The sequence below is a fragment of the Flavobacterium sp. genome, assembly GCF_027490375.1.
GTDB lineage: Bacteria > Bacteroidota > Bacteroidia > Flavobacteriales > Flavobacteriaceae > Flavobacterium.
This window is the reverse complement of sequence record NZ_JAIXYH010000077.1, coordinates 18,419-44,378: the sequence shown is the minus strand read 5'-3', so window position 1 is coordinate 44,378 and position 25,960 is coordinate 18,419. Positions and strand designations below refer to the sequence as shown.

The following is a 25,960-nucleotide window of genomic DNA, read 5'->3' as shown; positions in this document are numbered from 1 at the left end:
CCTCAGTACCGTAACGATTGAAAATAACCAAACGCTTCACATCATAAGCACTCAAATCAAACGAATCGTTTGCACCATCGTTGTTCGGTGAAATACCTCGCTGGATGAGACAGCCGATGTTTTCAATTTCGATCGATTCAATTGTAAAACATCCATCTGCTGTGGTTACTTTAGCCGTAAATGTACCTTCAGACGTGGCTGTAATAACGTGTTCTTCGGCAGTTGGTACAAACGTACCGGTACTAGTCCACTCAACGTTACTGTTTGTTAAATCAAATGATTCATCAACAGGAAGTACACGAACGGTATATAAATTGTTCTCACAACCAGATTCAAAAGTAATATCGAACTCAGGAATGATTGTTATATCAACCGTTGTAGTAAAATCCGCGCAACCAAAGTCGCCAGGCACTAAAAATGTGACGACATAGGTTCCTGGATTACTTGTAGACGGATTAATTTCACCAGTTGAAGTGTTAATTGACAATCCAGTAGGCGCACTAAACGTTCCAGAGGCTGATGGCAGGTTTTGAATCTGTTCAGAAGTTGAATTTTTACAAAAAGCAGAGTCACCGTATGATATTGTTCCAGTCACAGGTGCAGTAATGGTTAACGTGAAGTTAGCAGAATCGGCGCCACAGCCTCCAACAGCAGGAATTAAATTGGTAATTGTATAAGTTCCAGGAGTAGAAGCTTGGATGTTTACTTCACCAGAATTTTGGTTTATTACTAATCCATTAGTCGAAGTGAAAGTACCAGCAACCGCACCAGCGGCAAAGATCGGAGTAATTGAATTACTGTTACCGCAATACTCAGTAGAAGAGTAGGTAAAATCTGCCTGTGTTCCCGGAGTAATAAGGACAGGGAAGTCGGCGAAAACTTCAGCACAGCCGCCAGCAGCACTAATCGTGTGGCGAACCGTATAGCTTCCCGGAGTAGAAGTTGCTAGATCTATAACTCCAGTTGTCGAGTTAATTATTAGTCCAGCTTGTAACGATGTAAACTGACCAATAGCAACCGAAGGAACTGGATTTGCAGCTGTATTACAAAATTCACTTGCATTATAAGTAAATGCTGCATCTGGTACTGGATTGATAGTTACTTCGAAAGTGTCAAAAACTTCTTGACATGCCCCATTGGCGGCGATAGTATTTGTTACCATATAAGTCCCGGGAGGCGTTGCTGCTAAGTCAATCTCCCCACTTGCACTATTTATCACTAATCCTGGGGTTCCAGTAAATACACCTGCAGTTTCTGCTAGAACAGGTAGCGGATTTGGGTTGTTCTTACAATACGCTGTTTGGGCATAGGAGAATTCAGGAGACACCGCATCAATAATTGTAACTACGAAAGTAGCGCTAATTTCTCCACAGGTTTCAGTGGCTGCAATGGTGTTTTTAATTGTATACGTTCCTGGCTGACTAAGTTCTAAATCAATAGCTCCAGTTAACGGTTGCACAACTATACCCGCAGGCTCGGCCGAGTAAGTCGTTGAAGCCTCAGGAACTGTGGTTATTTCTGCAAAAGTGTCATCTGCTTGACAGAACGAAGTTGCACTATAGGCGAAGGCTGCGTTTGGAGCATCCGTTACCGTAAAAGTTACAGGTACCACTGCAAAACATGTAGATAAGACTGTACTTTCAACTCGTATATATATAATTCCAGAAGATAATAACTGGTTGCCAGATAATCCTAAATCGCCAATATCATCCGTTGCTGCATCAAGACTATTATGTGAAGTTATCACGTAATCTGCTGGATTGAGCGTTCCTAAAACCGTTGCTTTAACAGCATCGAAGTCGAAAGTAGCTTGTCCAGGTGTAGCGTCTGAGTCACATTTTACATATTCAGTTGGGGTAGTTACATTGATTGCTGGTCCGAGTGTAACAACAATTTCGTCGGAAACGGGGTTCAATCCGCAATTTCCTTCTACTCGATATGTTCCAGATTCAGTAGCTACATAGGTTGCCGAAGTAGCGCCAGGAATTGGTGTTGTCGATGGAAGCAAGAACCATTCGAAAGTAGATGGAACATTGTTAACATCCTGAACATCTTCAATAGCATTTAACGTAATTGAGTCGCCACACGCTTCAATGTCTGGTCCGAGACCAACATTACAGCAAATAGTCTCTCCCGCGTCAGCATCATTGAAGTTTGTTTGTACTAATCTAATCAAACCGGCTTGACCATTGAAATTGGTTATCAAGATTATATAAAATTGTCCAATTTGAGCGTCTGGTATGGTAAGTGTTTCAGTGAAGCTGGCGCTATAACTACAATCTACAATATTTCCTTCTGGATAAAATGCAGGATTCGTAGTGTTGTTAGGACAAGGCGTAGGAGCACAAGGTCCAAAAACAATTTCATTACAGCTTTCCGGTGAATCGAAAGGTCCCCACGCTACAAAGTCTACGTCAAGGTTGTTCCCCGTCGGATTACCTGCGGCGTCAAACTGAGTATTTTGAAGAATGTTAAATACGAGTGGGCCGTTTTGTCCAACGTTTAACGTATAGTAGGTTGGGTTTGGTGTCGTGAACAAGCAAGCAATCTGACCTGTGGATGTTACTCCCGTAGTGTTTGCGTAGATGTAAGGCTCGTCCGGTGACGATCCACAGAACGGTTCTGCGCTATCACAAGTTGAAATCGAACGAACACAAAGATCAAATTCAACTGCTTGAGGAATATTTGAATTCGACCACACGCGAACATAATAGGTTTGTCCAACAACAAAGTTGGTTGCATTACTGATAAGATTGTCTGCAGTTGAACAATAGCGGAAAACTAAACCGTCACAAGTTCCCGTGTAAACAGCATGGTTTAAGTTCGTGGTTGTGCCTTCTACGTTCAAAAGTTGTATGAAATGTGTTGTAGAAGTTGCAACAAAACTAAACCAAACATCATCATCGGCAGTTCCAACGCAGCCTGCAGGAAGGTTTCCACCCGTTGGTGTTGCACCAATTAAATTTGCAGTTGCGGTTTGATTACACACTGAACTTGGGTTTACAGGAGTTGGAATAGCAGTTGCACAAGTGTCGTTTCCTGAAGGAGGTGGAGGTGTATTTACGCAGACATTAAATGTTGCAGAGGCACCAGCGGTAGAAGCAGAAGTATATACTCGTATATAATATACTTGATTTACAGTCAGACCTGTAGCAACTCTTGTAGTTTGCGTCGTACAATAAATTTGAGTTAGGGCATCGCAATTGCCAGTAAACAAACTATGGTTTAGTGCAACATTGGCAGATGTACCCACGATATCATTGATGTTAATTACATGAATCGGACTGGTTGCAGTGAAAGAGAACCAAACATCGTCATCGGCAGTTCCACATCCAGCACCAGCTGCTGCTGGAGGATTAGATGCTGTTGCGCCAAGAGTACTCCCCGCAACGTTAAATGAAGGCTCGCAAGTCCAAGTTGGATTTACAGGAACATTAGTTGCACCCAAACAATTGTCGTTTGCTGGAGGTGATGTTATACAAATTTCGAAAGTAGCTCTTTGAGTAGCTGCACTTCCGCTAGTATATGCACGAACATAATAAGTTTGTCCCGGTGTAAGTCCAGTTGCATTTGTACTATAAGCAGTACTACAGTATAATTGCGTTAAATTATCGCAACTTCCCGAGAAAACGCTATGATGAATTCGAGCGCTAGTTGGCGTAATATCAACATTATTGATATTGATTGTTTGCGTTCCAGAAGGACCAGCAACAAAGCTGAACCAAATATCATCATCGATTGTTCCGCAACCTTGACCAGCATTTGCGGCAGGAGCACTTGCAGTTCCGCCGTAAGTGTTACCTAGTACATTATTCGCTGGAGCACAAATTTGTCCACTATTTACAGTAACAGGCAGTGCAGTTGCACATTCGTCGTTGATTGGTTTAGTGATGAATGTATGCGGATTCAGGATAGTCCAAGCACTACTATCAGTAGGCGAACAGATAGCCTTAACATAATAAGTGTAAGCTGTTGAAGGCTGCAAGGCATATCCAGTAGCTGCACTAATCGTGAACGGATTCGTAGCAGAAGGAATTGTTGGTGGTGTTGGTGGGTTGTTAGTTGGTACAGGTCCGCCTTGTGGAACGATATAAATCGCATAACTTCCCGCTGGAGGAGTAGAAATATCAGTCCAGCTTAAAACAGCACTAGTTGCACTTGAAACTGCAGTTAAAGCAGTTGGTTGAGCACATGCGGGCGGGTTACAATTGGTAACGCCTGTATAAAGTACCGTAAGCGGTGCTCCTTGACCAGGAAGTTTTGTAAATTCTACATCGTTAAATGGTGTAACAATAGTAAATCCTATATTGTCTGGGTTTGTTCCAGCAACACTCCAGAATACATCGAAAGGTACGTTCGGACAAAGGGCTACAGTGACTCCTGCGGCAGAATTAATACCTGTTGCACCCAGAGTAGCCACTACAATTCCGTTCTGACGAACTTGCATACGACCATTATTCCATGTGTTTCCAGTAGACGCAGTTGAAAGAAGGAATTTGTAATTACATCTGTCGGCATCAAAACAAGTATCCGTATTAAAGACTGGGAAAGCCACCCAAATACTTGGGTCTGGTCCCGGACAAACCGTTCTTACCCAAGCGTAATAGATAGTCGCTGGAAGAAGATCAGTTGCCGTAAATGTTGTTGCAGTGATGTTTGTATATGTAGCTGGTGTAGCCGCAGTTGGCGCTACGTTTACCGTACTCACATAAATCTCCCAAAGCGTATTTGTTGGTTCGCCCGCTGTCCATGAAAACGTAGCCGACGCTGTCGTTGCTCCCGGAGTCGAAATCGCAGGGGCTGTTACAAGTGGCGTAGTAGGACGGAAACATGTTGGATCGGTAGTTGCTGTTGCAGGTCCTCCCCAAGCAGAATTCGACGGATTATTACAATTTACTCGCACATAAACGCTGTAAGCAGTATCTGGAATCAGAGATGCTACAGGGAATGTAAACGAAGGATTGTTTGGATCAGCAACTGTTATATCATTGAAAGTAGGAACTGAATCTGCTGTAGGAGCCGGAGAGCCAGCTGGCAAAACTATGATGTCCCACGACGTAGTTGCTGGAGCACTCCACGTTACAGTTAAAAACGTTGTTTCAACAGACGCTGCAGGTATCGTTACGGCTGTAGGTGTCAAGTCGCATCGCGGCGTCTGACAGTCTACCGGTTGTGTTGTGAGTACGCTACCTGGAGTGCCGGTATTTTGGAGTTTTGTAAATACAGTTTGACCAAAGTTGTTGATTACATTTAGGATACATTGCCCAGGCTGAGTACCAGGCGTAATCCAAAATATATCAAACGGAATATCGTCGCACAAACCTACAGTTACGTTAACCGGTCCAGCACCACTAGTGTACGTTGGTCCAAGTGTAGCAACCACAATACCAGCCTGACGCACTTGCATGATAGCTCCGTTCCAACCATTATTTGCTGAGTCTGTTAAGCGGAAGGTATAATCACACTTATTTGAAGCCTCACAAATTAAAGTATTGAAAAAGAACGGACCAGCCCATCCGGTGAAAGATGTACCTCCTGGGGTACATTCTGCACGAACCCAAAATTCGTATTGGGTAGCAGGGGTTAGTGTGGGTTGGTAACTGTTAGTATTAACACTTACTCCCGCCCCCGTAGGAACTCCTGTTCCTGCAGGTTGTACGGCCACTTGCCACGAAGTGAACTCCGTACTTGTCCAACCTAAGGTTGCTGTGGTTAATCCAATTTCTCCAGCAGTTAAAGCCGTAGGTTTTGGCGCACAATCTTCCCGCTGAATAAGTAAGGTGTAAGGAATTGATGCCGTAGCTTGACTAGACGAAATAACAATGATATAGGTCTGCCCAGCAGTCATTGGCACAACTAACGAACGCGGTGTTCCCTGAGCGTTAGCAATTCCGGCAATACACGATGTTCCAATCCCAGCACAGCTGTTATATACAAAAAGCGAAGAGTTATTCGCTCCCGGAGTCATTAATATAGAAACATTTCCAGTAATATCAGGCGTATAGCTGTAAAAAACCTCATTCCCTGCCAGGTAGTTTGTTCCCGCTGGTGTAGCACCACAGCCAGTTCCCTGGGTAGTATCTACTTCATCGCCAAAGTTCAACGTGTTTCCTGCGGTTTGATATGGTAATGTTTGTACAACTAGCGGATCGGCACAAACCGAACCTAAAGGAAGTGTACAAAACGGAAACGGACCTGCCCAACCGCTAGTTAGCGTATCTGGCGCAGTTCCACAGACTGCTCTTACATAATATTGATAACACTGCCCGGGAGCAAAAGTTAATGGCGATCCAGCCGTGTTAAAATTTGTCGGGTTTGTACCAGGAGCACTTACAATAACACCAGTACCTGTTGGATCCTGGCCCTGAGGTACTACTTCTATTTCAAAACTTGTTGCGAGTCCCGGATTGTTCCACGTAAGCGTTATGCTTGTAGACTGCGGATTTGAAGCATCCAAACCGTTAGGGTTTGTACAACGTGGACGAACCCTAACGTCATCAATTAACCAACGATCACCAGAACGGGCATTAGTCAATTGTGAATTTATACGTATAAAGGCTATATACACAGTCTGTCCGATAAAAGCAGCTGGAAAATCTATAACTTTCTCAGTATATTGCGTTATATCACCGTTTAAGTCTTGTAAATCAGATTCGGTGTACGACTGTATTAATTGAAAAGCCGCCTGGTTGTCTTGTATAGCATTTAAAGAAGCTCGAATTTGAAAAATTGAACCTTGATCACCATTCTGAGCCTGTCGCGTCCAAAAACGCAACTGTCCATTCGCCGGAACAGTCAGCTGGGTAGTAATCATCCAGTCTTCTTCGGTGTTGCCTGCTTGAATCTGTTCCAAAGGAATCAAAGCAGCATTAGCGCCCGAATAGGCGGCAAGTCCCGATGGGTTAACCGGGTTGGGTGTTGTATTTAACATCCATTGTTGGTTTGCACCAATTCCAAAATTAGGACCAGCCGGAGCATTTAGCTTTAGCCATCCCGCTGGAAAACCGCTTTCAAACGTCTCCGTGAATTGTGCAAATCCCGCAAAAGAAAACAACAATGCAATCAAAAGTGCAATTCTTTTCATAAAACGAGTTCTTAAAATTAAATCAGGTAAATTTTTCAATTTATGGATTCCAAATTTATACATTTTTAAGAAAGCGCTAACAAAAACTTATGTTTTAACGATTTTATTCAGTTTTCGCTATCCGTACCAATTCACTAAACCTATTTGTTTCACTACCTTTGTAACCTCTTAATTGGATTATGCTCGAAGTAGAAAGAATTGATATTGAAAAAACCGTACTCGTAGGAATTATCACCCAAAATCAGTCCGAAGATAAACTCAACGAGTATCTCGATGAACTTGAATTTCTGACATTTACAGCCGGTGGAACCGTCGTTAAACGCTTCACCCAAAAACTCGAACGACCCAATCCGAAAACCTTTCTCGGAACCGGAAAAATGGAGGAAATTGCCGCATACATTCAAAGATTTCACGTCAATACCGTCATTTTCGACGACGAACTTTCGCCTTCGCAACAAAAAAATATCTCGAAAATTCTACAAGCAAAAGTCCTCGATCGAACCAATCTCATCCTCGATATCTTCGCACAACGCGCCGAAACATCCTACGCCAGAACCCAAGTCGAACTCGCACAATGCCAATATTTGCTGCCCCGACTTGCCGGAATGTGGACACACCTCGAGCGGCAAAAAGGTGGAATCGGTCTCCGTGGTCCCGGTGAAACCGAAATCGAAACCGACCGACGTATCGTTCGCGACCGTATCGCACTTCTAAAAGAAAAAATCAAAACCATCGACCGCCAAATGTCGGTGCAACGCAGCAACCGCGGTGCCATGGTTCGTGTGGCGCTCGTCGGGTACACAAACGTCGGGAAGTCAACGCTAATGAACGTCATCTCGAAAAGCGAAGTCTTCGTCGAAAATAAATTATTCGCTACACTCGACACCACCGTAAGAAAAGTCGTCATAAAAAATCTGCCTTTTCTGCTATCCGATACTGTGGGTTTCATCCGAAAACTTCCTACACAACTTATCGAGTCGTTTAAAAGTACACTCGACGAAGTGCGCGAAGCCGATCTGCTACTCCACGTTGTCGATATTTCACATCCCGATTTCGAAGATCATATTGCAGCCGTAAACCAGATTTTACAAGACATTAAGAGTAACGATAAACCTACACTGATGGTCTTCAATAAAATCGATGTCTACAAACATCAAGTTATTGAAGAAGACGATTTAATGACCGAGCGCACGCGTAAACATTATACACTCGACGAATGGAAACAAACTTGGATGTCGGAAAACGGAACCGATACCGCTGTTTTTATATCGGCTGTCAATAAAGAAAATTTCGAAGATTTCCGGGCGCGCGTCTACGAAGAGGTGCGAAAAATCCACATCAGCCGCTTCCCGTACAATAAATTTCTGTACCCAGATTACCACGACGCCGTCGAAGAGTAAACTAACATGAGTTTGATTTAAAAATTAAAGTTAGAAATCATTTAAATAGTTGATTACAAGGCGTATTTTCTTTGGAATACCGAGGTATCTTAAAAAAATACAACGAAGTAAGCGACTGTTTAAATGATTAGCTTTTAAAATTGCTCAGAAAAAGTTCCCGTAAACTATTAAATCACTCAATTTAAGCGTTCTAACGTAGATTTTTATGTCGACTCACGTTAAACTATCAATTCCTTTTTTTTGGGCGTTCCTCGCCAAAATGTCCACCTCCGCTAAAGCTACGGCGCACATTTCGGCAAGTCCGGCTTTCGCCCATAGTCCTCGCTTCCGATCGTTATTGGAAACGTGTCTCGTCGCTGCGGGCTATTTGGCTCTATCCGTAACGCAGAAGATCGTTACCTAAATCTTCCCGACAAAAAATCCGAATTAAAAATCGATGGTGCCACCCAAACCAAATATTTGTCGAGTCTGAAATCCGTTAAACGCGTTGTCGTCGTAAATTGCCTGAAACGCAATATTAGCACTCAAATACTTGTTTACTTTCATGACTACTGCCAACGAGTAATCCATATCCACATTTTGTGGTTCTTGCAAATAGTTGGTATACAAGTTCAAAATGTTTTCTACCGCTACGTTTTTCATTAAGTCGAATTTATAATAAGTCGAGGCGTATAAACCCAACTCGTAACGCAAACTCTTGTTGGCATCTACTCCAAAATAAGCACCATCAATATAACCGGGAACTTCCGTGTATTTTTTGTCCACAAACGTCATTTTCGAAGTTAATGGCGCCAAGTTTATTTTCAGATTATCGTTTTTCTTCCAAAACAAACCCGGACCGAAAGTTAGGTAGGCAGGCGAGAAAATATTGGTATTTTCCGTTCTAATTTCTTTACCATCAGCGTCTTTTTCGTAAATAAATCCTTTGGTAAATTGGGTTCTAAAGTTTACAAAAAATGAGTAATACCATTCCCCAAATGCCTTAGTTCCCAAAACGGAGTTTATCTCCAAACGGTCATCGGTTTTCTTTTCAAAATCGGCGTTCTTGGTTTTGATTAATCCGTATGCGCCTACAATTTTGGTATCCCAAGTTAAATCTTTGCGCTTGTAGTTTAAGTCGTAGTTAACTCCTAAAGTTCCGGCAATGTTATTTTCGCCACCAGCAACCCAATTGTTAAACGAAGCTTGGTTTACTAAAAAGGTAAATTGACCCTTACTTTTCCAACCGCGATGTACGGTATCTTGTAGGACTTTTACCGCTTCTTCGGTCTTTTTTACTAATTCTTTCTCGGTATTTTGTGCCCATAATCCCGAAAAAACGAGTGTTACTGCGGCGCAAAGAACTTTTTTCATGCGTGTCTCTTTTAAAAAATCGCGCAAAGATAACTTTTCACGACGGTTTACCGAATCGGCGAAACACTATTTTTTCTTTTTGTAGAGCGGTACCGCCGAACACGCTTCGCCGAACATTACCGAACGGGCTACGCTTTGTAACCTGCTAATAGCTAATAGGTAAGCCATTTCCGGAACCGGTTTTTTACTGCATCCTTTTAAAATAACGGGTTTGTCTGCAAACGAACTGTAGTCGAGTTCGCTGAGAATTTCTGTGAAATAAAGTGTGTCCACAGCTTCTAAAGGACATAAATAGGTTTTATGTGCAAATTCATGCAAATGAGTAGCCACTAAAATAGGCGCCCAAGCAGGCAATATCGCATCGGTGCTGCAATAAACGGCAACTAATTTATCTTTATAACTACTCCAATCGTGCGCCTTTAACGCATTTCTGAAGTTAACTTCCCGAAGTATAAAGCCCTCCTCTAAAAAGTCGGCAATGTCTACGACCGCTTTCTGATTTTTCGGATAATAATCTTCCAAATCGAATACAGCCAAAACCGATTGAGCAACCTTATTTACAATCTCTTCCATTGATTTATAAAAATCCGAGTTCTAACTTCGCTTCTTCGCTCATCAAATCTTTTGTCCACGGCGGATCAAAAGTAATTTCAACTTCTACGTCTTTAACACCGTCGATGTTCTTAATTTTCTCTTCCACTTCTTTAGGCAGCGTTTCGGCAACCGGACAATTCGGCGAAGTGAGCGTCATCAAAACCTTAACTTCCGAATCTTCGTTAATCATCACGTCGTAAATCAATCCCAATTCGTAAATATCAACAGGAATTTCAGGATCGTAAATGCCTTTCAAAACTTTTACAACGTTTTCTCCTAAATTAATGGTGTCGTTAAATTCTTCCATAATACTTTATCGTTCTTTATGCTTGCTGTTCCGACTTCGATGAAAAAGCCAGGGCGTACATTTTTATTTGTTTAACCATCGAAACCAAACCGTTTGCGCGAGTAGGCGAGAGGTGTTCCTTCAAACCAATGCGATCGATAAAATCGGTTTTGGCTTCTAAAATGTCTTTCGGCGCTTGATGCGAAAACGAACGAATCAAAATGGCAATCAAGCCTTTGGTTAAAATCGCGTCGCTATCTGCGCTGTATACAACCTTTCCGCTTTCGTAATCGGCGTGTAACCAAACTTTGCTTTGGCAACCTTTTATAATATTCTCCTCGGTTTTGTATTTGGCGTCAATTAGTGGAAGCGACTTCCCCAAATCGATCACGTACTGGTAGCGTTCGTCCCAACTTTCAGGATCGAAAAACTCAAACTCAGCAACAATTTCTTCTTGTATAGCACTTATACTCATGGTTTCGATTCTAATTTTAGCAATTGCTCGACTAAAGTAGCGATTTCCTGTGGCGGATTTCCGTGGTCAAACGCTGCCGACTCGAACGTATCGCTTTTAGTTTTTACTTTCAACTGCGCAATGGCAGCTCCGTCGTGAAAGCGCTTGTTGCTCGGCGAGTGCAACCTGCTGATCTTGTTTAGTTTAATGTCTTTTAATGCGTCGAAGATATTTTTTTGATCCTCTTCCGAAAGGCTTTTCCATTGCAAATCCGCTCCGCGCTTTTCGACAACAGCAAATTGATTTTGACGGACATGTACTTCCTTAAAAAATCCACGACTGTATGCCGTATACGTAATGTTTGCATCCAAATTACTGCTCGTTTTCGCAGTTGTGCATTGCTGTAATACAGTCAGCAATAAAATAAATCCAAAGTGTACTTTCATCGTTTCTTACAGCAGCATTTGTTTTGCTTTTTCAATTCCGTTTACCAAAGCGTCGATTTCTTCAAAAGTATTGTAAAACATCATGCTTGCACGCACGGTTCCCGGAATATCAAAGAAATTCATTATCGGTTGTGCGCAATGGTGGCCGGTTCTTACGGCTATGCCCATTTTGTCGAGTAAGGCACCCAAATCGTACGGATGCACACCTTCGATGTTAAACGAAACCACCGATGTTTTGTGCGAAGTATCGGGTCCGTAAATACGTGCGCCATCAATAGCCGATATTTTAGCTGTGGCGTATTCCAACAAAGCTTGTTCTTGTGCTGCAATTTTGTCGAAACCAATGTTGTTCAAATAATCTAGCGCTACACCCAAACCGATGCCGCCTTCAATATTTGGCGTTCCGGCTTCAAACTTGTGTGGCAAATCGGCGTAGGTTGTTTTTTCAAATGTTACTTCCTTAATCATTTCGCCACCGCCTTGGTAGGGCCGCAGTTTATTTAACCACAATTCTTTTCCGTATAAAAATCCGCTTCCGGTTGGTGCGCAAATTTTGTGTCCGCTTACCGTGTAAAAATCGCAATCGAGTGCTTGAACATCGGGTTGCAAGTGCGGAGCCGCCTGCGCGCCGTCGATTAAAACAGCGGCTCCAACGGCGTGTGCTGCAGCAATTATTTCGCGAATCGGGTTTATGGTTCCCAATGCGTTTGAAATATGATTTACCGCGACCACTTTCGTTTTTTCGGTTAGAATTTCCGACAATGTCGAAAGATCGAGCGTACCGTTTTCCAACATCGGAATTACGCGGAGTTTTGCGCCCGTGCGTTCGGCCAAAAACTGCCACGGAACGATATTGCTGTGGTGTTCGAGTGCACCTATTAAAATCTCGTCGTTCTCATTTAAAAGCGGTTCAAAACCCGAGGCTACTAAATTGATGCCGTGCGTAGTTCCCGACGTAAAAATGATTTCGTATGCATGTTGTGCATTGATGTGCTTACGAATTGTTTCGCGTGCCGCCTCGTACCGGTCGGTTGAAATCTGACTCAAGTAGTGCACGCCGCGGTGAATGTTGGCATTTATCGTCTCGTAGTAATTGGCAATAGCTTCAATCACCTGCTTCGGTTTTTGCGAAGTGGCGGCGTTGTCGAAATAAACCAAATTTTTCCCTTTTATGGTTTGTGTCAAAATCGGAAAATCGGCGCGAATAGCTTGTACGTTGAACATACGATGATAGCAAATTTATTGTTGCAAAGTTACGACAATTCGGCGCTGCACTTTTAACTAATGACTGGTTCGTAAGGCTGAAGTTTCGTTAAACTATTATTAATATCTTCATCGTCGTAAAACTAATCGGCGCAAAAGAAGTTTGCTGTCGGTCTAAATTCGAGATTTATGAAAAAGTGGTTGAAGCGTATTGGCCTTGCAATACTTGTTTTACTGATTGTTCTTATCGGTTATGTAGCCGTATTTGAGTTTCCGAAATTGGAACTCATCTCCGGATTTTCGGCCAAGAGTTTGGCTAGCGGGCATTTCATCGACAGTCGATCAGTAGAGCAGGTTGCCGCTGAAGATAACGACATTGATTTGGTGCGTTTGGCCAATTTAACCTTGAACGAATCTTCTAAGACAGCCGTAGCCGATGTGTTTGGCTTTAAAAGACGTACCGCATTGTACCGTCCGGGTTTAGGAGCGATGTTGATCGACGATACCTTCGACCAGAAAGCGCCGTACTTGGTGCCGAAACGTGTACAACCTGAATTAACGGCGCCTTATCCGTACGGAAACCGCGAAGCAGAGCCTGTGAAATTTGAAAACATCGATTACGAGCGTTTGCAAAAAGCGGTTGATTGGGCATTTGACAAGCCCGGCGAGAAGAAGCAGCGCAGTCGGGCGGTTTTAGTACTTTATAAAGACAAACTCATAGCCGAGAAATATGCGCCCGGTTTTAACAAAGACTCCAAGATTTTAGGCTGGTCGATGACCAAGAGCATTACCGCTACGTATTACGGAATTTTGGAAAAGCAAGGCAAACTAAAAATTTCTGATCCGGCACCCGTAGCTGCTTGGAAGCAAGACGAACGAAAGGCCATAACCTTAGCCGATTTGTTGCACATGAATTCGGGTTTGGAATGGGAAGAAAACTACAGCGAAATTTCCGATGCCACGAGAATGTTGTTTCAGAGTCGCGACATGACGCGCGTTCAGGCCGAAAAACCGCTAACGGGCAAGATTAATAGCTCGTTTAACTATTCGTCGGGCACATCGAATTTATTGTCGGGCATTATTCGCCAACAGTTTAACAGCCATCAGGAGTATTTGGATTACTGGTATTCGGCTTTGATTGACCGTATTGGTATGTACTCGATGCTTGTGGAAACAGATATGGCGGGCAATTACGTGGGCAGCAGTTACGGTTGGGCGACTGCGCGCGATTGGGCGAAATTTGGGTTGTTGTATTTGCGAAAAGGAAACTGGAACGGCGATCGGCTTTTTGATGAGAGCTGGTACAATTTTGTTCGTACGCCAACAAACGGCAGCGACGGCAAGTACGGCGGGCACTTTTGGTTGAATGCCGGCGGCCGTTACCCGAGCGCTCCGAGCGATTTATTTAGCTGCAACGGTTATCAAGGACAAATGGTAACGATAATTCCGAGTAAAGATTTGGTTATCGTTCGGATGGGCCTTACCGAGGAAGGTGTGTTCGATTTTAATTATTTGTTAGGCGAGATTTCGAAAGCCATCAAATAATGGGCATTTTAATTGCTCTGGAGTGCTTGTTTTTTGGAAAAGTGAAATAGCTTAGTAAAAGGCTTGATATTCTTTATTATAGCCAAAATGTATTAAATAGAAAGTTTTAAATCCATCTATTTTACCTAATTTTGTATGATTAATTAGGTTTTATGGTTGGTACAAGTCTTATTCCTACGGAAAAAATAGTAGAACGCTTGCGCTATGAGAATCCTTGGTGGGTCAACAAGCAAATTCCGGAAGTGTATAGTGCCATGGCGAGGCGGCTGTACTTTGAATTATTTTATCCTTTTGTTACAGAAAGAGACGTTAAACGGGCATTGGTTCTTATGGGGCCGCGACGCGTAGGAAAAACCGTGATGTTGTTTCACAGTATTCAACAATTGTTGAGTGAAAAAGTACACTTTCAAAGGATATTCTTTATCAGTATTGATAATCCGATTTACGTTCATTTAAGTTTAGAAGATCTTCTAGGACTTTGTAAATATTCGCTTAATCTCGACAATTTGGAGGGTTGTTATGTGTTTTTTGACGAAATCCAATATTTAAAGGATTGGGAGCGCCATCTAAAAGTTCTGGTGGATACTTTTCCTGAAACCAAGTTTGTTGTTTCAGGTTCGGCAGCAGCGGCATTGAAGTGGCACAGTACAGAAAGCGGAGCAGGACGCTTTACCGATTTTATGTTACCACCACTTACTTTTCAGGAGTACATGCATCTCAGGGAAATGAATCATCTCATTTACGAGGGTACCGTGGCTTACGGACAAAATCAAATTCCCTATTGTTTAACGCACGACATAAAGGCACTCAATAAAGAATTTTTGAATTATTTAAACTTTGGGGGTTATCCGGAGGTTGTTTTAAGTGAAAGGATCCAAAGTGATATGGGGCGTTATGTAAAAAACGATATTGTAGATAAAGTGTTGCTTAGAGATTTGCCTAGTTTATACGGAATAAGAGACGTACAAGAGTTAAATCGCTTTTTCACGTACTTAGCCTATAACACGGGAAATGAATTTTCGTATGAGAAAATGAGTAAAGAAAGTGGCATTCAAAAAGATACCTTGAAAAAATATCTGGACTATTTAGAAGCGGCGTTTTTAATAAAAGTTTTAAATAAGGTTGACATTGCTGCGAAGCGATTGAGAAGAGTGACTAGTTTTAAAGTGTATTTAACGAATACATCTTTGCGCACCGCCTTGTTTTCGCCGATTAGTGAAACAGACAGCGAGATGGGAGCCATGGTAGAAACCGCGGTACTGTCGCAATGGATGCATCGCGAGAAATTAGATTTGACCTACGCACGTTGGAAAGAAGGAAGAAACGAGGGTGAGGTTGATTTGGTTTTAGTTGACGATAAACGATACAGACCAGTTTGGGGTGTTGAAATTAAATGGAGTAACCGATATTTTGAAAAACCAAACGACCTAAAAAGTTTAATTCGTTTTTGCAAGAGCAATCAGTTGCAAAAGGCCTTGGTGACATCAATAGATCAGGTAGGAATCAAGCAAACAGACAACTTGTTGTTTTCATTTTTACCTGCCGCTCTGTATTGTTACAATATTGGTGACATAACATTAAAAATGAAGAATCAATTTGGCGTGTAACGATTTATCTAGAACTCTTACTTTTGGGAAACCCGTTAGCGAACATTTTTTCGTAAGGTTTTTCCTTTGCATCGATTGCCCGCGGGAACGATTGGAGCAAGCTACCGTGTAGCGCGGAAAGCGTGATGGCGGCCCTAGCACTTGTGTAGAGGAAGAACAATTTTTGGCCGCCACCCGCCCAAATAAACAAAAAAAATCTCTTGATAGAGATTGTTATTATTTAAAAAAAAGTATACTTTTCCGTTTCAAATCAATTAAATAAAATATGAAAAAATTAAAATTGACAACAAAAGCTTTATTTATGCTTTTGGCTGTTGTTGTGAGCTCGTGTAGTAGTGATGACGGAAATTCTGGCGGTGGAACATCGGCGGGCGACTACTACCCGTTGGCTGTAAACAATTCGTGGACTTTTGAAAACTTAGACACGGGTGAGACGGTTGAATCGCGATTTGTTGCCACAGAACAGCAAGGCGGAAAGAGCTACTTTCAACTTAACAGTAGCGAATTTTTAGCTCAAGCTAGTGTGTGGATTTCGAAAGATGGCGGAAATTACAATCAAAGAGTTGATGACCTCGTAATTGAACAATTTGGTTTTACTACTACGACAGAAGGCTATGAAATAACGATTTTTAAAGATAACGCTCCGGTTGGGCAGACTTGGACAGACTCGGCAACGTTTAATATTATTTTAGCAGCTCAAGGACAATCGCAGACTAGCACGGCAACAGTTGCGGTTACCGGCGAAAACTTATTTAAAGGATCTGCGACGGTAAACGGCGTAACCTATCCAGACGTTATCAAGGCACGCTATACTTTAGAATCTACTGTTTTAGGACAGCCAGGATCTAACGCTGTAGTTACAGAAATGTGGTTTGCAAAAGACGTGGGCCCTATTAAGTCGACTACCACGGGAGGCAACGGGGTCTCACAAACACTTGAACTACAGACGTATACATTGAATTAAAAGTACGAATTAATAGTAGTGCAAAAAAAAAGTCTCGCCGATGAAGCGAGACTTTTTAATTTTATTCTTTATCTACTACAAATCAAATCCCAGATTCACACCTAGTTTTTGTGCGATGATTTTGGTAATTCGCTGTTTCAATTCCGGTATTTTGATCGATTCGAATACTTCATTCGAAAACGCGTACATCAATAAAGCTTTGGCTTCTTTTTTCGGAATACCGCGCTGTTGCATGTAAAACATAGCGGTTTCGTTGAGCTGACCGATGGTGCAACCGTGCGAACACTTCACGTCGTCGGCAAAAATCTCCAATTGCGGTTTGGCATTTACGGTAGCTTTATCGCTCAATAAAATATTGTTGCTTTGCTGAAAGGCATCGGTTTTCTGGGCTTCTTTTTCAACAAAGATTTTCCCATTGAAAACAGCCGTCGCATTTTCAGCAACGATACATTTATAATTCTGGTGACTCTCGCAATTTGGCTGCGCGTGATGCACTAAGGTGTAGTGATCCACGAGTTGCTTGTCGCCAATAATTGTAATTCCTTTTAAGGTACTGTCGATGCGTTCACCTTGGTGGTAGAAATTCAAATTGTTACGCGTGATGTTTCCGCCGAACGAAAATGTGTGTACAGCCACGCGACTTTCCTGCTTTTGTGCGATGTAGGTATTGTCTACCAAATTCGCGCTAAGCAAATCGTTTTGAATTTTATAGTAATCAACGATGGCGCGTTTTTGCGCGAAAACTTCGGTCACTGCGTTTGTAAGTACGGTATTTTCGTTGAGTGATTGGTGACGCTCGATGATTTGCACATGCGCATTTTCGCCAACAATTATCAAATTTCTCGGTTGTACCATCAAGGCATTTTCAGCTCCGGTTGAGAAATAAATGATTTCAATAGGTTTTTCTACAACCTTGCTTTTGGGAACGTTAATGTAGGCACCTTCAACGGCAAAAGCAGTGTTGAGTGCCGTAAGGCTGTCGTCTTTCTTGGCAATTTTATGAAAATACTCGTCGATTACCATTTTGTATTTCGGCTTGTTTAATGCCGAAGACATGGTGCATACGTCGAGGCCGTCGTGCGTTGTTGCCGAGAGAAACGACGAGAACTTTCCGTCCACGAAAATTACTTTGTACGTATCGATTTCGTGCAGAAAGTATTTCTTTACGTCTTTGAATTCAATTCCCGAATCGTACTTTGGAAAAACGGTATAGTTTTTTTTCAGCACAGCGTTCAGCGAAGTGTATTTCCAGGCTTCTTCTTTTTTTGTCGGAAAGCCTTTTTCTTCGAAGATTTTAATGGCGCTGTTGCGGATGTCGTGTATAGACGCATCGACATCGATGTGTTCTTCGAAAGCGATAAACGACGATAACAGAGTTTCTTTTAGTTCCATCGATTGCTTTAATTAAGTTCGGCTTTAATCCAGTCGTAGCCTTTTTCTTCGAGTTCGTACGCAAGTTCTTTACCGCCCGACATAACGATTTTTCCGTCCATTAAAACGTGTACAAAATCGGGAACGATATAATCGAGCAAGCGTTGGTAGTGCGTAATAACAAGAATGGCGTTGTTTTCGTTGCGGAGTTTGTTTACGCCGTTTGCTACGATACGCAGTGCATCGATGTCTAGACCCGAATCGGTTTCGTCGAGAATAGCCAATTTAGGTTCGAGCATGGCCATTTGGAAGATTTCGTTTCGTTTTTTCTCGCCGCCAGAGAATCCTTCGTTTAGCGAACGCGACAAAAATTTGCGATCCATTTCCAGTAATTCCGACTTCTCGCGAATTTTCTTCAGCATTTCGTTGGCAGGCATTTCTTCTAATCCGTTTGCTTTACGCGTTTCGTTGATGGCCGTTTTGATGAAATTGGTTACCGATACGCCGGGAATTTCAACCGGATATTGAAACGATAAGAAAACGCCTTTATGAGCGCGTTCTTCCGGGGCTAGTTCGTTAATCTCTTCGCCGTCGAGCACAATACTTCCTTCGCTAACGGTGTAGGTTTCGTTACCAGCAATTACGGCCGAAAGTGTACTTTTTCCGGAACCGTTTGGGCCCATGATTGCATGAACTTCGCCGGCTTTGATGGCCAAGTTTATTCCTTTGAGTATATCTTTATCTTCTACGGCTGCGTGTAGATTGTCGATTTTTAGCATGTTTTGTTTATTTGAGTCTTTTTGAAATGACGATGAGAGATTCAGTTAAAATTCTTTTTTAGTTTTTAAAGTTCAATTTTTAATCATAGTGACCCTTTACTGAAATTATATATAGTACTCTAATGGTATTCTCACCGACAATTTCGTAAATAAGTCTGTGTTCTTTATTTATTCTCCGTGACCAATAGGCCCATCAGGTTAGATTTTAATGCTTCGGGTTTACCAATTCCTTCAAAAGGGTTTTCTTTGATCGCACGCAATAGTTCGGAAATTTTCTTTAGAATAGGTTTGTTTCCTGTTTTTGTCCAATATTCCAAATCCTTTATTGCCTTACTAGAAAATCTTATTTCCATAGTTTATCAATATCCTCCAAAGTCATCTTGATTCCTTTTCCCTGTTTTAGTTCTTCCTGTGCTTCCAAAATTTCTTTTACAAATTCTGGATCATATGGTTTTTCATTTTCTTCAATAATTTCAAATCCAAGAGATTTTGCCAATGATTTCAATACCGGAAAATCTTTCTTTTTTACGTTTCTTAAAATCAGGTCCATAATGTCGTTTTTTTTATGTTTTCGATGGGCAGTTCTTTCCCAGTTTGTTCAATTATTCCAACAAAGGGATCTTCCTCTTCAGTTTCATTTGCATCGTAAAATTTGGCATTAATTGGATAAAATTTAGCAGAAATCTTACTGAGAAAATCTTGTTGCTGGTCGGTATAATTTTTAAGCCAAATGGCTAAATCAATGTCGCTGTTTTCGTGCACGCCACCTTTTGCGTATGAGCCAAATAAAACAACACGACTGATCACAAAGTTATTCACTTCCAATTCGCTTAGAAAATTTTGAATATGCGTATGTAACTTTTTTATCGTGTACATTTACAGTTGGCATTTTATTTTTTCAACAAGAGTAGTTAGCTTTTGTAATTGCTCTTGCAGATACAAATCGGTTGCTCTTGCATAAACTTTTAGTTTGTAATCGGGGTAACGACCGTCGATATTCCATTCATTAATCACAACCAGAAAATCATACTGACTCGGTTCTAATTGTAGATCCGTTTCCTTGTACAGTTTGGTTAGGTCGTGCGTTCTAGGTGGTATATTATCAACATTGTCTTTAACCCATGCAGCTTTTAGCAGTTTTTCTATACATAGGTGAAAAGCAAACAGCGCAAACACATTTTGTTTGCCATTCATGTTGAAAACCGCTGTTTCCCAATTACGGTCGGCTTCGTCAATCCACCATTGAATATGCTCTTGCTTTGTCATTTTCATTTTACAATATTTCCAATGTACAAATCCCAAATAGGAAAACACATCTCGTAATCATTCCAATTAAGATTTCCATTCACAATGGAGAAATTTTGAAAAAGCGCTGGGTTTAGAAATTTTCTAGTTGACTCGTGCTTTGAAAACCGCAAAAAATCATAGAAATCGACAATTTGCTGATGGCTATCGTCGAAAATCAAGAAAATCTTGAAATCAGATAACAACTCGGCTTTCACCACTTTTACAGGCTTAACTTCGTCGTCTAATATGGTTTCAGTAAACTTCATTTCAATTTCTTTGTGATTCTTTCAAAATTAATTTTTTTATGGTAAACGAAGTAGTCAATCCATTTTACTACTACTTCATTTGCTTTGTATTCAAGTAGTTCTTTAAGATTTTGTAAGTCTTTACCTTCAATTGGTTTTCTGCCCTTTACGTTTTTTATAATTATTTCAACTATCTCACCGTTTTCTATTAGAAACTCAATCTTACTTTCAAACTCACCACAAACTGCATGGCAATGAATTGGTTCGTGTTCATTCGAGTAGAAAAATAAAATCAATCCCAGATATTCGAATAACTTCGGCATTTCTGATTCTATTTCCTTAGCCTACACTACCTTCTAAACTAATTTCCAATAACTTTTGCGCCTCAACAGCAAATTCCATCGGAAGCTTGTTTAACACATCTTTACTAAAGCCGTTTACAATTAAAGCAATGGCTTTTTCGGTCGGTATACCGCGTTGGTTGCAATAAAAAACTTGGTCTTCACCGATTTTCGAAGTAGTGGCTTCGTGTTCGATTTGTGCCGACTGGTTTTTACTTTCGATGTACGGAAACGTATGTGCGCCGCAGGCATTTCCCATCAGCAACGAATCGCATTGCGAGAAATTACGCGCATTTTCGGCACGCGGACCAATTTGTACCAATCCGCGATATGAGTTTTGCGATTTTCCAGCAGAAATACCTTTGCTAATGATTGTCGACCGTGTATTTTTCCCCAAGTGCACCATCTTCGTTCCGGTATCTGCTTGTTGAAAATTGTTGGTAACTGCTATCGAGTAAAATTCGCCAACCGAATTATCTCCTTTCAATACGCAACTCGGATATTTCCAAGTAACTGCCGAACCGGTTTCTACCTGTGTCCAGCTAATTTTTGCATTTTTCTCGCACAATCCGCGTTTCGTCACGAAATTGTACACACCGCCTTGTCCTTCTTTATTTCCTGGGAACCAGTTTTGTACGGTCGAGTATTTGATTTCGGCATCGTCGAGGGCAATTAGTTCTACAACTGCTGCGTGCAATTGGTTTTCGTCTCTACTCGGAGCGGTACAGCCTTCCAGATACGAAACGTAGGAACCTTCGTCGGCAATAACCAAAGTGCGTTCAAATTGTCCGGTTCCGGCTTGGTTAATACGGAAGTAGGTCGAGAGTTCCATCGGACATTTTACGCCTTTCGGAATGTAGCAAAACGAGCCGTCTGAAAACACAGCCGAGTTGAGCGCAGCGTAGAAATTGTCGCGCTGTGGCACCACAGTTCCCAAGTATTTTTGCACCAATTCTGGATATTCGCGAATGGCTTCGGATATGCTCATAAAGATGATACCTTTTTCAGCCAAGGTTTTCTTGAAGGTAGTAGCTACCGAAACCGAGTCGACCACAATATCCATGGCAACACCCGCTAAAGCTTTTTGTTCGTCGAGCGAAATACCGAGTTTTTTAAAAGTTTCGAGCAATTCAGGGTCAACTTCATCCAAAGAATTGTATTTCGCCTGACTCTTTGGGGCCGAATAATACGAAATAGCCTGAAAATCGGGTTTGGTATAATGTACGTTTGCCCATTCGGGTTCGGTCATTTCTTTCCAAGCGCGATAGGCTTCCAAGCGCCACTCGGTCATCCATTCCGGTTCTTCTTTTTTCTTTGATATAGCGCGAACAATATCTTCGTTAAGTCCAACGGGAAACGTCTCCGATTCGATATCGGTGTAAAAACCGTACTCGTACTCCTTGGTTTCGAGATCTATTTTTAAGTTGTCTTCGGTGTATTTGCTCATTTTATATTTAAAGATTTTGAGATTTCGAAATTTCGAGATTCGAAATCTTCACTTTTTATTTTGTTTTCGTTAGGTTAGCTGTTAGGTACTTTATAAAATTGGAAAGGTGTGTGGCTATCTCGTTTGTTAAATCTTGTGCGTTCTGAATGGCATTTCGTTCACAAAGCTCCAATTCTACCGCTAGTATCAACATACTTTTTACTTCTCCACAACTTCCTTTTGCAATTCTAAGGTACCGTATTAACTGTCTATTGTTGTTGTATTCTGCGCCTTCTGCAATGTTGTTTGTAATTGAAACAACTGCTCTTTTTATTTGATTAGAAAAGCCAATTTCGTTCTTGAAGTTTTCGGTATTGCATAAAGAAAAAATCTCTTTCGCTAGAACCACACCTTTTTTATAGACTTCAAACTCTTCAAACGACTTTGTCATAACTTTCCCGTAAAATCAATGTTTTTAAAATCTTTCAATCTTTCAATCTTTCAATCTCGAAATCTTTCAATCTTTCAATCTTTCAATCTTTCAATCTTTCAATCTCGAAATCTCGAAATCTTTTAATCTCAAAGCGAAAAACTCTCCCCGCAACCACAGGTGCGTTGTGCATTGGGGTTGTTGAATACGAAGCCTTTTCCGTTCAAGCCGCCAGAATACTCGAGGATGGTGCCCGCGAGGTATAAAAACGACTTCTTCTCAACGGCAATTTTCACTTCATTATCTTCAAAAACCTTATCGTTATCGCCTAATTCGCGATCAAATTTTAATTCGTACGACAAGCCCGAGCATCCACCGCTTTTCACGCCTACTCGTACGTAATGTTGCGCCGCGTCGTAACCGTCTTCGCGCATCATCTCAACAATTTTCTTGCTGGCAGTGTCTGAAACTTTTATCATAATAGTATATAATAATTCTAAATTACGGCAAAGATACAACATCGCTAATCAACTGCTGCCGAATTTAATTTTTCTACAACATAATACCATAGTTTCTGTTTATGGTTTGGGCGGCTTTACCGGCTGTTCGCTGCAAGCTTTTTCAACAAACCCAACAAAACAAAACCGTTTGCCAAGCTTCTAAGGTCGCTCGCCAAACAGCTGTTTTGTGTCGTTTTGTTTTCAAAAGGCTTTTCGCTTCCATCCGGGCCGCGCGTGTCGTTACCGAGAGGCGTTCTCCATGTTTAAATTCGTTGCGTGTTTCGCACAGACTTCCCGAATGTAGACATGTCGCGTTCGAAAAATTTTTACGAGTGAACTATTTCGAATTTGAATATTATCGTAAACAAAATTTACGCACAAATTCAAGAATGAAATGTGCGTAAATCTGAAATATATTACTAGGCTTTAGTGTTTTACGTGATTCTATCTTTCAATATCATCGGGATTAAGTTTTTACCTTGAGATCCCGCATTCGATTGTAAAATAATTATAAACTAATTTTTAATTTTCGAATTTTAGAGTCTTTCTCAATATATTCTTTTAGTAAGGAATGTTCATTCAGATATATTTTTTCAAACTCGTTTAAGTGTAAACCAAACATTTTACTTAGCTCCGATTTAGAATAATCTAATTGTTCAAGATGCAGTTTAAGTATTTTAGCTAATAACTGTGGTTCGGAGTTGTCAAATTCTAATGGTTCTCGTTTTCTCCAGCCATAGTAGTTTATTTTTGTAACCCATCTACGATACTGATCTTGATTTAAAGTGTTTAAAGTTTTTGCTTTAAACAGGAGCGCTTGAATAGAAACTTTCCAATACCTTTTTAAGTCGCCTAATTTTTCATCACTTAAATGATATAAACTACTTTTGATTTCATCGTCAGGCATCAGAAAACTTGATGCGAATCTATCGGCTTCGTTCTCCACATCCCTCTCTTCACTTATAATCCCTCCTTTAAAGTGCATTAGTATATGTCCGAGTTCATGGGCTATAGTGAATACCATACGTGAGTTTGGTTGGTTCTTATTTAAAACCATTATAGGTACTCCTGCTTTATTTATAAGACTTACACCTGAAATTTTCAAATCTAAATTGAAATCAAACAGATGAATAATGATTCCTTGTTGCTCAACGGTCTTTATAATATCTTTAATAGGTCCCTTAGGTAAATTAAAATACTCTCGAACTCTTTGTGCCATTTGTTCCGGAGAAAGTCCAGTCTTATTGAGATCTGTGAATGGCAAGTCAGTGTCAATTTCTACGGAGTCAAGTAAATCACAAAGATTTCCCGAGATGATGTTGATTTGAGATTCGAGTAATTTTGCTTTTGTAACACTCATTCCTAAATTTTTTCGAAAATAAAAGTGTTTTAAAGAATAAATGTCATGCTTAGCGTAGAAAAATTCTTTTGGATAGGCTAAAACGGTACTAATTTCATTTAAGACGTCATCTGTAACATTTGCTAGCCCTTTTTCAATCTTAGATAATAATACCTGAGATGCGGACGTTAGCTGCTTAGCTAATGTAGATTGCGAATAGCCTCTACTTTCCCTTGCTAATTTGATTCTTTCATTGTTGAGGGTTGAATTCATATTTCGGGTTTTTGCTTAGTGTCTTATGTATTACTACGATAAAAATACCCCAATTAATGGACAACGGGCTGTGTTATAATTATCCTTGTTTGTGGTCTGGTTTACCCAAACCTTTTTTCAACTTAACGATTTCCTTCTCTTCTTTCACTTCTTTTGAAATTGGCGTCAAACTAATTACCTCCGAAGTGCTGAAAAGGTCATTGCTTATCAACGACCAGTTTACTTCATACCTACTTATGAGAGAAGTGACAAAAGCAGACGTTTCATTTAAATTACCAAGATTTGGTCCTATAAAGAGCACCGGGATATGGTCATTTTCACCAGGGAAAAGGGTCCCATTGAACAGCCTCTCACTATTTGGGGTGGGATAACTATTGGGCTTGTTAAAATTTCCATATAGTCTTTTCACGTAAAGGATATACTTATCTTTTACTATAAAATAGGTAGATCCAGAGTTTTTCCTTACTCTTATTCGATTGTTAAATGCCACATCGTTCATCATGCGCTTTAACAATCTTTCTTTTATTGTAGCATTTAAATCCTGTGAGTAAAAAGCACGCTGACTATACTTTACAGGCTTTTCCGCCCTCCGTTCGTCTACTTCTTTCTTTGCAGCTTTAATCTCTTCATTAAAGGCTTCAATAACATCGCCAATCTCTAATTTTACTGCCTCAGGATTTGCCATATTCTTATAAATCGGAATAAACTCTTGTTTTTCCGAATCTCTTTTACTACTTTTGTAGTGCATTTTCTTTGAAACACCCTCCAAAGTGTCTCTAAATTTTGTATATTCCATTTTTTTAAAAATTTTAGCCCGTTGTCCATAATGGGCTTTTTTTAATTCGTTAATTGCGCAAATATATAAAAAATTATAACAATATCAAAATTTTTTTTATAACATTTGGTCTGAAATGGCATAATTTTTTGAATCACACTTTATTTTTTTAAAAATTACTTAAATGACATACAATTTTTGAGAGAATTCAAGTAGATCTGTTTTATTAAGAATAGACACTTCACTACTAAAATATAC

Annotated in this window: 25 protein-coding genes; 4 read left to right on the top strand and 21 right to left on the bottom strand. The window is 40.8% G+C overall.

Going from position 1 to position 25,960, the window contains the following annotated elements:
• On the bottom strand, window positions 1-7,084 hold a 7,084-nt coding region (locus Q0064_RS12100), incomplete at its 3' end, for a choice-of-anchor J domain-containing protein (RefSeq protein WP_298148474.1).
• Between the two features lie 179 nt (window positions 7,085-7,263).
• On the opposite strand from Q0064_RS12100, the gene hflX reads away from it, so the two are divergent.
• Entirely contained in the window at window positions 7,264-8,484 is a 1,221-nt protein-coding gene (gene hflX, locus Q0064_RS12095) for a GTPase HflX (protein ID WP_298148473.1), read from the top strand.
• Between the two features lie 426 nt (window positions 8,485-8,910).
• On the opposite strand, the gene Q0064_RS12090 is transcribed toward hflX, so the two are convergent.
• From Q0064_RS12090 to Q0064_RS12065, 6 genes are all read right to left on the bottom strand, one after another.
• On the bottom strand, window positions 8,911-9,837 hold the full coding sequence (locus Q0064_RS12090; RefSeq protein ID WP_298148472.1) for a DUF3078 domain-containing protein: 927 nt from the start codon (window positions 9,835-9,837) through the stop codon (window positions 8,911-8,913).
• 66 nt (window positions 9,838-9,903) lie between these two features.
• Window positions 9,904-10,410 carry a DUF2480 family protein gene (locus Q0064_RS12085; protein ID WP_298148471.1) on the bottom strand — a complete coding sequence of 169 codons (507 nt, stop codon included), beginning with the start codon at window positions 10,408-10,410 and terminating at the stop codon, window positions 9,904-9,906.
• Between the two features lie 4 nt (window positions 10,411-10,414).
• A complete protein-coding gene (locus Q0064_RS12080) occupies window positions 10,415-10,738 on the bottom strand; it encodes an SUF system Fe-S cluster assembly protein (protein ID WP_094485671.1) in 324 nt (107 codons plus the stop codon).
• A 16-nt stretch (window positions 10,739-10,754) separates the two neighbouring features.
• Window positions 10,755-11,192, bottom strand: coding sequence for a SufE family protein (locus Q0064_RS12075; RefSeq protein WP_298148470.1), 438 nt, complete (start codon window positions 11,190-11,192; stop codon window positions 10,755-10,757).
• On the bottom strand, window positions 11,189-11,617 hold the full coding sequence (locus Q0064_RS12070; RefSeq protein ID WP_298148469.1) for a hypothetical protein: 429 nt from the start codon (window positions 11,615-11,617) through the stop codon (window positions 11,189-11,191). The genes Q0064_RS12075 and Q0064_RS12070 overlap by 4 nt, the downstream gene beginning before the upstream one ends.
• 6 nt (window positions 11,618-11,623) lie before the next feature.
• Window positions 11,624-12,841: a cysteine desulfurase gene (locus tag Q0064_RS12065; RefSeq protein ID WP_298148468.1), complete on the bottom strand. Its 1,218-nt coding sequence runs from the start codon at window positions 12,839-12,841 to the stop codon at window positions 11,624-11,626.
• Between the two features lie 168 nt (window positions 12,842-13,009).
• Between Q0064_RS12065 and Q0064_RS12060 the strand changes: the two genes are divergently transcribed.
• The 3 genes from Q0064_RS12060 (at window position 13,010) to Q0064_RS12050 (ending at window position 16,936) form a co-directional block, all read left to right on the top strand.
• Entirely contained in the window at window positions 13,010-14,365 is a 1,356-nt protein-coding gene (locus tag Q0064_RS12060; RefSeq protein ID WP_298148467.1) for a serine hydrolase, read from the top strand.
• Window positions 14,366-14,517: 152 nt separating this feature from the next.
• A complete protein-coding gene (locus Q0064_RS12055) occupies window positions 14,518-15,972 on the top strand; it encodes an ATP-binding protein (protein WP_298148466.1) in 1,455 nt (484 codons plus the stop codon).
• 265 nt (window positions 15,973-16,237) lie between these two features.
• Window positions 16,238-16,936, top strand: a complete 699-nt coding sequence (locus tag Q0064_RS12050; protein ID WP_298148465.1) for a hypothetical protein — start codon at window positions 16,238-16,240, stop codon at window positions 16,934-16,936.
• A gap of 75 nt (window positions 16,937-17,011) precedes the next feature.
• On the opposite strand, the gene sufD is transcribed toward Q0064_RS12050, so the two are convergent.
• From sufD to Q0064_RS11985, 14 genes are all read right to left on the bottom strand, one after another.
• Window positions 17,012-18,328: a Fe-S cluster assembly protein SufD gene (sufD, locus tag Q0064_RS12045; RefSeq protein WP_298148464.1), complete on the bottom strand. Its 1,317-nt coding sequence runs from the start codon at window positions 18,326-18,328 to the stop codon at window positions 17,012-17,014.
• An 8-nt stretch (window positions 18,329-18,336) separates the two neighbouring features.
• Entirely contained in the window at window positions 18,337-19,086 is a 750-nt protein-coding gene (gene sufC / locus Q0064_RS12040; RefSeq protein WP_298148463.1) for a Fe-S cluster assembly ATPase SufC, read from the bottom strand.
• Window positions 19,087-19,165: 79 nt separating this feature from the next.
• Window positions 19,166-19,237: a hypothetical protein gene (locus Q0064_RS14775; protein ID WP_366095228.1), complete on the bottom strand. Its 72-nt coding sequence runs from the start codon at window positions 19,235-19,237 to the stop codon at window positions 19,166-19,168.
• A 13-nt stretch (window positions 19,238-19,250) separates the two neighbouring features.
• Window positions 19,251-19,439 (bottom strand): type II toxin-antitoxin system YoeB family toxin, encoded by a 189-nt coding sequence (locus Q0064_RS12035; protein ID WP_366095223.1) that lies wholly within the window; start codon window positions 19,437-19,439, stop codon window positions 19,251-19,253.
• Window positions 19,430-19,636 (bottom strand): DUF2683 family protein, encoded by a 207-nt coding sequence (locus Q0064_RS12030; protein ID WP_298148462.1) that lies wholly within the window; start codon window positions 19,634-19,636, stop codon window positions 19,430-19,432. Before Q0064_RS12030 ends, Q0064_RS12035 begins: the two co-directional genes overlap by 10 nt.
• Window positions 19,627-19,962 (bottom strand): nucleotidyltransferase domain-containing protein, encoded by a 336-nt coding sequence (locus Q0064_RS12025; RefSeq protein ID WP_298148461.1) that lies wholly within the window; start codon window positions 19,960-19,962, stop codon window positions 19,627-19,629. The genes Q0064_RS12030 and Q0064_RS12025 overlap by 10 nt, the downstream gene beginning before the upstream one ends.
• Entirely contained in the window at window positions 19,963-20,352 is a 390-nt protein-coding gene (locus tag Q0064_RS12020; protein ID WP_298148460.1) for a HEPN domain-containing protein, read from the bottom strand.
• A 2-nt stretch (window positions 20,353-20,354) separates the two neighbouring features.
• A complete protein-coding gene (locus Q0064_RS12015) occupies window positions 20,355-20,639 on the bottom strand; it encodes a DUF2442 domain-containing protein (protein ID WP_298148459.1) in 285 nt (94 codons plus the stop codon).
• Window positions 20,636-20,941, bottom strand: coding sequence for a DUF4160 domain-containing protein (locus tag Q0064_RS12010; RefSeq protein WP_298148458.1), 306 nt, complete (start codon window positions 20,939-20,941; stop codon window positions 20,636-20,638). Before Q0064_RS12010 ends, Q0064_RS12015 begins: the two co-directional genes overlap by 4 nt.
• Window positions 20,942-20,957: 16 nt before the next feature.
• Window positions 20,958-22,406 carry a Fe-S cluster assembly protein SufB gene (gene sufB / locus Q0064_RS12005; RefSeq protein WP_094485660.1) on the bottom strand — a complete coding sequence of 483 codons (1,449 nt, stop codon included), beginning with the start codon at window positions 22,404-22,406 and terminating at the stop codon, window positions 20,958-20,960.
• Between the two features lie 55 nt (window positions 22,407-22,461).
• Window positions 22,462-22,836, bottom strand: a complete 375-nt coding sequence (locus Q0064_RS12000) for a four helix bundle protein (RefSeq protein WP_298148457.1) — start codon at window positions 22,834-22,836, stop codon at window positions 22,462-22,464.
• A 128-nt stretch (window positions 22,837-22,964) separates the two neighbouring features.
• The gene (locus tag Q0064_RS11995; RefSeq protein WP_298148456.1) at window positions 22,965-23,294 is read right to left on the bottom strand and encodes an iron-sulfur cluster assembly accessory protein; all 330 of its coding nucleotides are present in this window, start codon (window positions 23,292-23,294) and stop codon (window positions 22,965-22,967) included.
• A 529-nt stretch (window positions 23,295-23,823) separates the two neighbouring features.
• Window positions 23,824-24,927, bottom strand: coding sequence for an XRE family transcriptional regulator (locus Q0064_RS11990; protein WP_298148455.1), 1,104 nt, complete (start codon window positions 24,925-24,927; stop codon window positions 23,824-23,826).
• A 79-nt stretch (window positions 24,928-25,006) separates the two neighbouring features.
• Window positions 25,007-25,723, bottom strand: coding sequence for a hypothetical protein (locus Q0064_RS11985; protein ID WP_298148454.1), 717 nt, complete (start codon window positions 25,721-25,723; stop codon window positions 25,007-25,009).
• Window positions 25,724-25,960: the final 237 nt, after the last annotated feature.